Here is a 5,999-nt window from a genome sequence, read left to right as displayed (position 1 = left end):
AACCTCGGCTCGTCGACGATCTCCGTCCAGGCCGTGCCTCCAGCCACTCCCGCGCCTGCTCCTGCTCCTGCGCCCGCGGGCACGTACACGATCAAGGCCGGAGACACCCTGAGTGCGATCGCAGCACGCAGCAACGTCAGCCTTTCGGCACTGCTGACGACGAACGGCATCTCCGCCGCCACCGTCATCCATCCCGGGAAGACACTCCGACTGCCCGGCGCGACCCCCGGAACGGTCTCCGAGCCGGCTCCGGTGGACCTGGTGCCGTCGTCCTTCCTCGGCTTCACCTACCCGGTGAAGGTGGTGGCCGATGCCAACGCGAACAAGCAGCTGCTCAATTCCCTCCCGGCCCCGAGCCAGGCCGAGATGCGGAAGATCGTCTCCGACACCGCGACGGCCATGGGCGTCGATCCGAGCCTCGCGCTCGCTTTCTCCTTCCAGGAGTCCGGCTTCAACCAGCGCGCTGTCTCCCCCGCCAACGCCATCGGCGCCATGCAGGTGATCCCTTCCTCGGGCGAATGGGCAAGCGACCTCGTCGGGCGGAAGCTCAACCTCCTTGATCCGTATGACAATGCGACGGCGGGCGTGGCGATCATTCGCTCCCTCATCCGCACGAGCCCGTCGCTCGATATCGCCATCGCGTCCTACTACCAGGGCCAGTACTCGGTGCAGAGTCGGGGCATGTTCGAGGACACCAAGGCCTATGTCGCGGCAATCAAGGCGCACCAGGTCAACTTCAAGTAGGACTCCGGCAGAACTTCGGGCCCCCCGCTGATTAAGCACCTGCGGTTGCTAAACCGCTCGGATGGCCGCCACAAGTGCTTAATCAGCGGGGGGTGCGGGGTGGGATCGAGTGTTGGTCCCGCCCCGTTTCGCTGCCTGCGCTTACTATCGGTAGGTGCAGGAACCGCGGAAAGACTCTTTGGCAGGCGCCCTCATCGACGGGCGTTACCTGGTGCATTCCCGGCTCGCACGGGGTGGGATGTCCACGGTCTACCTCGCCACCGACCAGCGGCTGGACCGCCAGGTCGCCCTGAAGGTGCTGTATCCGCACCTCGCCGAGGATTCCAGCTTCCTCCGCCGCTTCGAGCAGGAGGCGAAGTCCGCAGCCCGGCTTTCGCACCCGCATGTGGTGGGGGTGCTCGATCAGGGTATGGAGGACGGCCCCGAGCACCGCACCGCCTATCTGGTGATGGAGTACGTGCCGGGACGGACCCTCCGCGACCTGCTGAGGGAGCGCGGCCGGCTCACTCCGCGGCAGGCCCTCGCTCTGCTGGACCCGGTGGTCGAGGGCCTCGGCGCCGCCCACGCAGCAGGCCTGGTGCACCGGGACGTGAAACCCGAGAACGTGCTGCTCGCCAGCGACGGGCAGATCAAGATCGCCGATTTCGGTCTCGCGCGGGCGGTGTCCACGAGCACGGGGACGGGCGCCCTCGTGGGCACGGTGGCGTATCTGTCCCCCGAGCTCGTCACCGGTGAATCGGCCGACGCCCAGAGCGATATCTACTCCGTGGGCATCCTGCTCTTCGAACTGCTCACCGGCCGGCAGCCGTTCACCGGGGACGCCCCCATCCAGATCGCCTTCCAGCACGCGCACTCGACGGTCCCCGCGCCGTCGTCGCTCCTTCCGGGGCTTCCTCCGGACATCGACGAGCTCGTTCAATGGTGCACCGCCCCGGACCCCGAGGACCGGCCGGTGGACGGACTGGCCCTGCTCGGCGAGCTGCGCCACATCAGGACCACCCTGACCGACGAGGAACTCGACTTCTCGCCCGACGACGGCGTCGTGCCGCCCGACCCTGGCGTCGAGGGTGCCACCGGGATCATCCCGACGGCGGGCCGGGAGGGGAATTTTCCGACGGACGTGGTCCCGCCGGTCGTCCAGCATCCCACCACCGTCCTTCGGAGGGACGCCTCCGATACACGCGTCATCGGAGCAGTGCCGCCCGGACGCCCCGGTCCTCCCCCCGGTTCCACCGCGGGGAGAACCGGTCCGGCGAGGGGATCCACCGCGTCCCGGAGCCCGCGGAACCTGCAGAAGCAGCAGCTGAGGGACGCCCAGCGTCCGCAGAAATCCCTCCGCGGGCCGGCAGCGCGTCAGCGCACGGCGATCCTCGTCGGCCTGCTGGTGCTGCTCGGCGCCCTCGCCGCCGTGGCCGGCTGGTTCTTCGGCGCCGGCCCGGGCGGGATCGTCGCCATCCCCGACGTGGCGAACCGGTCAGTGCAGGACGCGCGCACGATACTCGACCAGCAGGGGATCACCTCGGTCAGCACGGACGAGGTCTTCCACGAGGTGGTCCTGGCGGGGCTCGTGGTGGGAACGGAGCCTGCGGCAGCGGCAGAGGTGCGCCGCTTCGAACGCGTCGAACTCCTGGTGTCGAAGGGGCCCGAACTCTTCGTCGTGCCCGAGGTGACGGGTGAGGACCGGGTCAGCGCAGCGGAGACCCTCATCGGGGAGAACCTCGGTGTGGGCACCGTCGCCGAGCAGTACGACGACGACGTCGAGCAGGGGCTGGTCGTGAGCCAGGACCCGGCGGCGGGCGCGGAGGTGCGAGCGGGCTCCGCGGTCGACCTCGTCGTATCGCGGGGGCCCGAGCCCATTCGGATTCCGGAGGTCACAGGCTTGACACGTGAGGCCGCCCTCCAGGCGATCGAGGACGCGGGCCTCGTAGCGGAGGTGCTCCCCGACCCGGTGAACAGCGTCTCGGTGCCGGAAGGCGCAGTGGCGCTGCAGTCGCCGGCCACCGGTGAGGCGAGGAGGGGAACCGTCGTCGAGCTGACGCTCTCCGCAGGACCCCGGATCCTCCGTGTCCCCAACGTGTTCTCCAACTCGGAAGAGGACGCGGTGGCTGCGCTGGAGGCGGCGGGTTTCCAGGTGGAGGTCGACTACACCTTCGGACGCCCCGTCCTCGGGCTGGTGGCGGGCCAGGACCTGACCGGCAACCAGCCCGAGGGATCAGTGGTGACGATCACCGTCACCTGACGGGTGCAGCGGTCCGTTCGGGAACCCGTCTCAGCGCTTCGAGAGTGCGCCCGCCACCAGGAATGCCATCTCGAGGGACTGCATGTGGTTGAGGCGGGGATCGCACACGGACTCGTAACGCTCGAGGAAGGACTCCTGGTCCACGGGGTCCGCGCCGCCGAGGCACTCCGCGACGTCGTCCCCGGTCATCTCCACATGAATTCCTCCCGGGAAGGTGCCCAGGGCCTGGTGGACCTCGAAGAAACCTCGCACCTCGTCCATGACGTCGTCGAAGTTGCGCGTCTTGTAGCCGTTCGGCGAGGTGACGGTGTTGCCGTGCATCGGGTCCGTCACCCAGAGCACCTGGGCACCCGACGCAGTCACCTTCTCCACGAGCTGCGGCAGCTTCTCGCGGATGTTTCCCGCGCCCATGCGGGTGATGAACGTCAGGCGTCCCGGTTCGCGGTTCGGATCGAGCTTGTCGATGAGCGCGATAGCGTCGTCCCCCGACGTCGAGGGGCCGAGCTTGACCCCGATGGGGTTCCGTACCTTCGACAGGAAGTCGATGTGCGCGCCGTCGATGTCCCTGGTCCGCTCGCCGATCCACAGGAAGTGGGCGGAGGTGTCGTACGGCAGGGACGTGCGTGAATCGATGCGGGTGAGTGCGCGTTCGTAGTCGAGCAGCAGGGCCTCATGGCTCGCGAAGAACTCAACGCGCTTCAGTGCTTCGAAGTCCGCGCCGCACGCATCCATGAACCGCACGGCGCGATCGATCTCGCGCGCAAGGGACTCGTAGCGGGAGTGCGCGGGATTGGCGGTGAATCCCTTGTTCCAGTGGTGCACGAGCCGCAGGTCGGCGAACCCGCCTTGGGTGAATGCGCGGATCAGGTTGAGGGTCGACGCCGAAGTGTGGTAGGCCTTCACCATCCTCGCGGCATCGTGGCCACGGGTCTCCGGCGTGAAGGCATAGCCGTTCACCATGTCTCCGCGGTAGGCAGGAAGGGTGACGCCCTCGCGGGTTTCGTCGTTCGAGGATCTCGGCTTGGCGAACTGCCCCGCCATTCGCCCCATCTTGATGACGGGCAGCGACGCACCGTAGGTGAGGACCACGGCCATCTGGAGAATGGTCTTGACTCGCGCGCTGATCCGATCGGCCGTCGCCCCCTCGAAGGTCTCCGCGCAGTCCCCGCCCTGCAGGAGGAAGGCCTTGCCCTGGGCCGCGGCAGCAAGCCTTTCGCGCAGGACGTCCACCTCACCGGCGAACACGAGCGGTGGAAGTGAGGAAAGCTCCCGGACGGAATCCGCATAGACCGAGCTGTCCTGCCAGGTGGGCTGCTGCGAGATAGGCAGGGACCGCCAGGAGTCGAGGCCTGCAGTGGCGGGTTGGACAGTCGGCTGGAGGGCGGAAGCAATTGAATCGGTCACCGGTTAAGCCTAATCGCTCAAGTACCATGCCTCGTCCTGCGACGTCACGCAGGGAGCACGGGAAGTCATACAGCCGTGCGGCCGCCCGGTTCGTCCCGTTCCCCGGGCACCGCCGGGCTGTCCCTGGGTTTCTGCTGCCTGCCGAACTTCTTCCCGGCAGCATCCGTCCCGCTGGAGTCCGTCCCGGCAGCATCCGTCCGCGCAGCTTTCTTCCCGGCCTCGTCCGCCCCGATCTCGGTGACTGCACCCGGCGCAGGAGCCGCCGCCTGCTCGGCCGGGCCGAGCCGCACCGCTGCCCGGCGGGTGTCGGCGCCCGGCCGCGGAGCCTTCTTGCCCGCCGCCTTCTCGGCGGCAAGCTTGTCCTTGACCGTGCTCGCGTAGGCGTCCACGTATTCCTGGCCCGAGAGCCTCATGAGCTCATACATGATCTCGTCCGTCACCGACCGCTGCACGAAGCGGTCGTCGGCCAGTCCCTCGTACCGCGTGAAGTCCAGCGGCTCTCCGATGATGACGCCGACCCTCCGGATGTTCGGGATCCGCCGTCCGATCGGCTGCACCTTGTCGGTGCCGATCATCGCAACAGGGATGACGGGAACGCCTGTGGCCAGGACGAGCTTCGCAACGCCGGTCTTGCCGCGGTACAGGCGGCCGTCCGGGCTGCGCGTTCCCTCCGGATAGATGCCCAGCAGCCCCCCGTCGTTGAGGATGTCCATGCCGGCGGTCAGGGAGGACGACGACGCCGCCCCCCCGGAGCGGTCCATCGGCAGCTGGTTCGACAGCCGGAAGAACATCGCCGTCATCCGCCCCTTGAGTCCCCTGCCGGTGAAGTACTCGGATTTGGCAAGGAACACCACCGGCCGCGGCACCGCGATGGGCAGGAAGATCGAATCGGAAAAGGACAGGTGGTTGCTGACCAGCACCGCGGGTCCTGAGGCCGGGATGTTGTCCGCGCCCTTGATCCAGGGACGGAAGAGCAGATTCAGAAGGGGACCGACAATGACCCTCTTCATAATCCAATAGAACACGCTGCCAGCCTCCCTGAAGGGACGGCCGCCTTCGATACCGGCACGCCGTCCTTTTTCCTTGGAGAAGCCTACTCCAAGGGCCCTGCACGCCGCATTCGGGGACCGGTTGATGATCAGGTCGGGCCGGGCCGGGCCAGGAGCGCCGGCAGGAGTCGCGGCAGGGCGCGGGTCGCCCGAACTCGGCGAAGGTGGACATACAGTTGACGAACTGCGGCCGGGTGGCCACGATGGATCATAACCTCCGTCGATTCTCGCACCGCCCGGGGGCCCCATCCGCTCTGGAACAGCAGGTAGCAGCATATGACCCCCCGAGGGCAGGAACCCAACGAGTCGACCGACGATGCGGTATGGCTGGACATCGTTGCACGGCTCGAGAAGGACCCGGCCGGGTCCACGACGGATCCTGCACGGAACGGTCCGCGCCTTGATGCGTCCCCGACCGACACGCCGCGGACCGACGTCCCCCTCACTGATCGGGAGCGCGTGGACGCGGTCTTCGAGAACCAGCCGATGCGCCCGCTGGGCCCCCGCGACTATGAGGCGGCAACCGAGGCGGACGACGACGGCCGCTACGTGCCCCCGGAACC

At 68.0% G+C, this 5,999-nt stretch carries 4 protein-coding genes and 1 pseudogene; 3 read left to right on the top strand and 2 right to left on the bottom strand.

What is annotated here, in order from left to right; all coding sequences use genetic code 11:
- The coding region (locus tag Y705_RS18185; RefSeq protein ID WP_155849973.1) for a lytic transglycosylase at positions 1–744 on the top strand (744 nt) is incomplete at its 5' end.
- A gap of 178 nt (positions 745–922) precedes the next feature.
- Positions 923–2,983 carry a Stk1 family PASTA domain-containing Ser/Thr kinase gene (gene pknB, locus Y705_RS0107365; RefSeq protein ID WP_253908530.1) on the top strand — a complete coding sequence of 687 codons (2,061 nt, stop codon included), beginning with the start codon at positions 923–925 and terminating at the stop codon, positions 2,981–2,983.
- Between the two features lie 30 nt (positions 2,984–3,013).
- Here the strand turns inward: pknB and Y705_RS0107360 are convergent, their stop codons facing one another.
- The gene (locus Y705_RS0107360; RefSeq protein WP_026532392.1) at positions 3,014–4,387 is read right to left on the bottom strand and encodes a class II 3-deoxy-7-phosphoheptulonate synthase; all 1,374 of its coding nucleotides are present in this window, start codon (positions 4,385–4,387) and stop codon (positions 3,014–3,016) included.
- 65 nt (positions 4,388–4,452) lie between these two features.
- Complete coding sequence (locus tag Y705_RS18180; protein ID WP_081737881.1) at positions 4,453–5,412, bottom strand: lysophospholipid acyltransferase family protein; 960 nt, start codon at positions 5,410–5,412, stop codon at positions 4,453–4,455.
- 300 nt (positions 5,413–5,712) lie between these two features.
- Here Y705_RS18180 and Y705_RS0107350 point away from each other — a divergent pair.
- Positions 5,713–5,999, top strand: a pseudogene (locus Y705_RS0107350) (hypothetical protein); the annotation flags it as partial.

It is taken from the genome of Arthrobacter sp. H41 (assembly GCF_000520535.1).
Lineage (GTDB): Bacteria > Actinomycetota > Actinomycetes > Actinomycetales > Micrococcaceae > Arthrobacter_D.
This window is presented reverse-complemented; position numbering and strand designations above follow the sequence as displayed.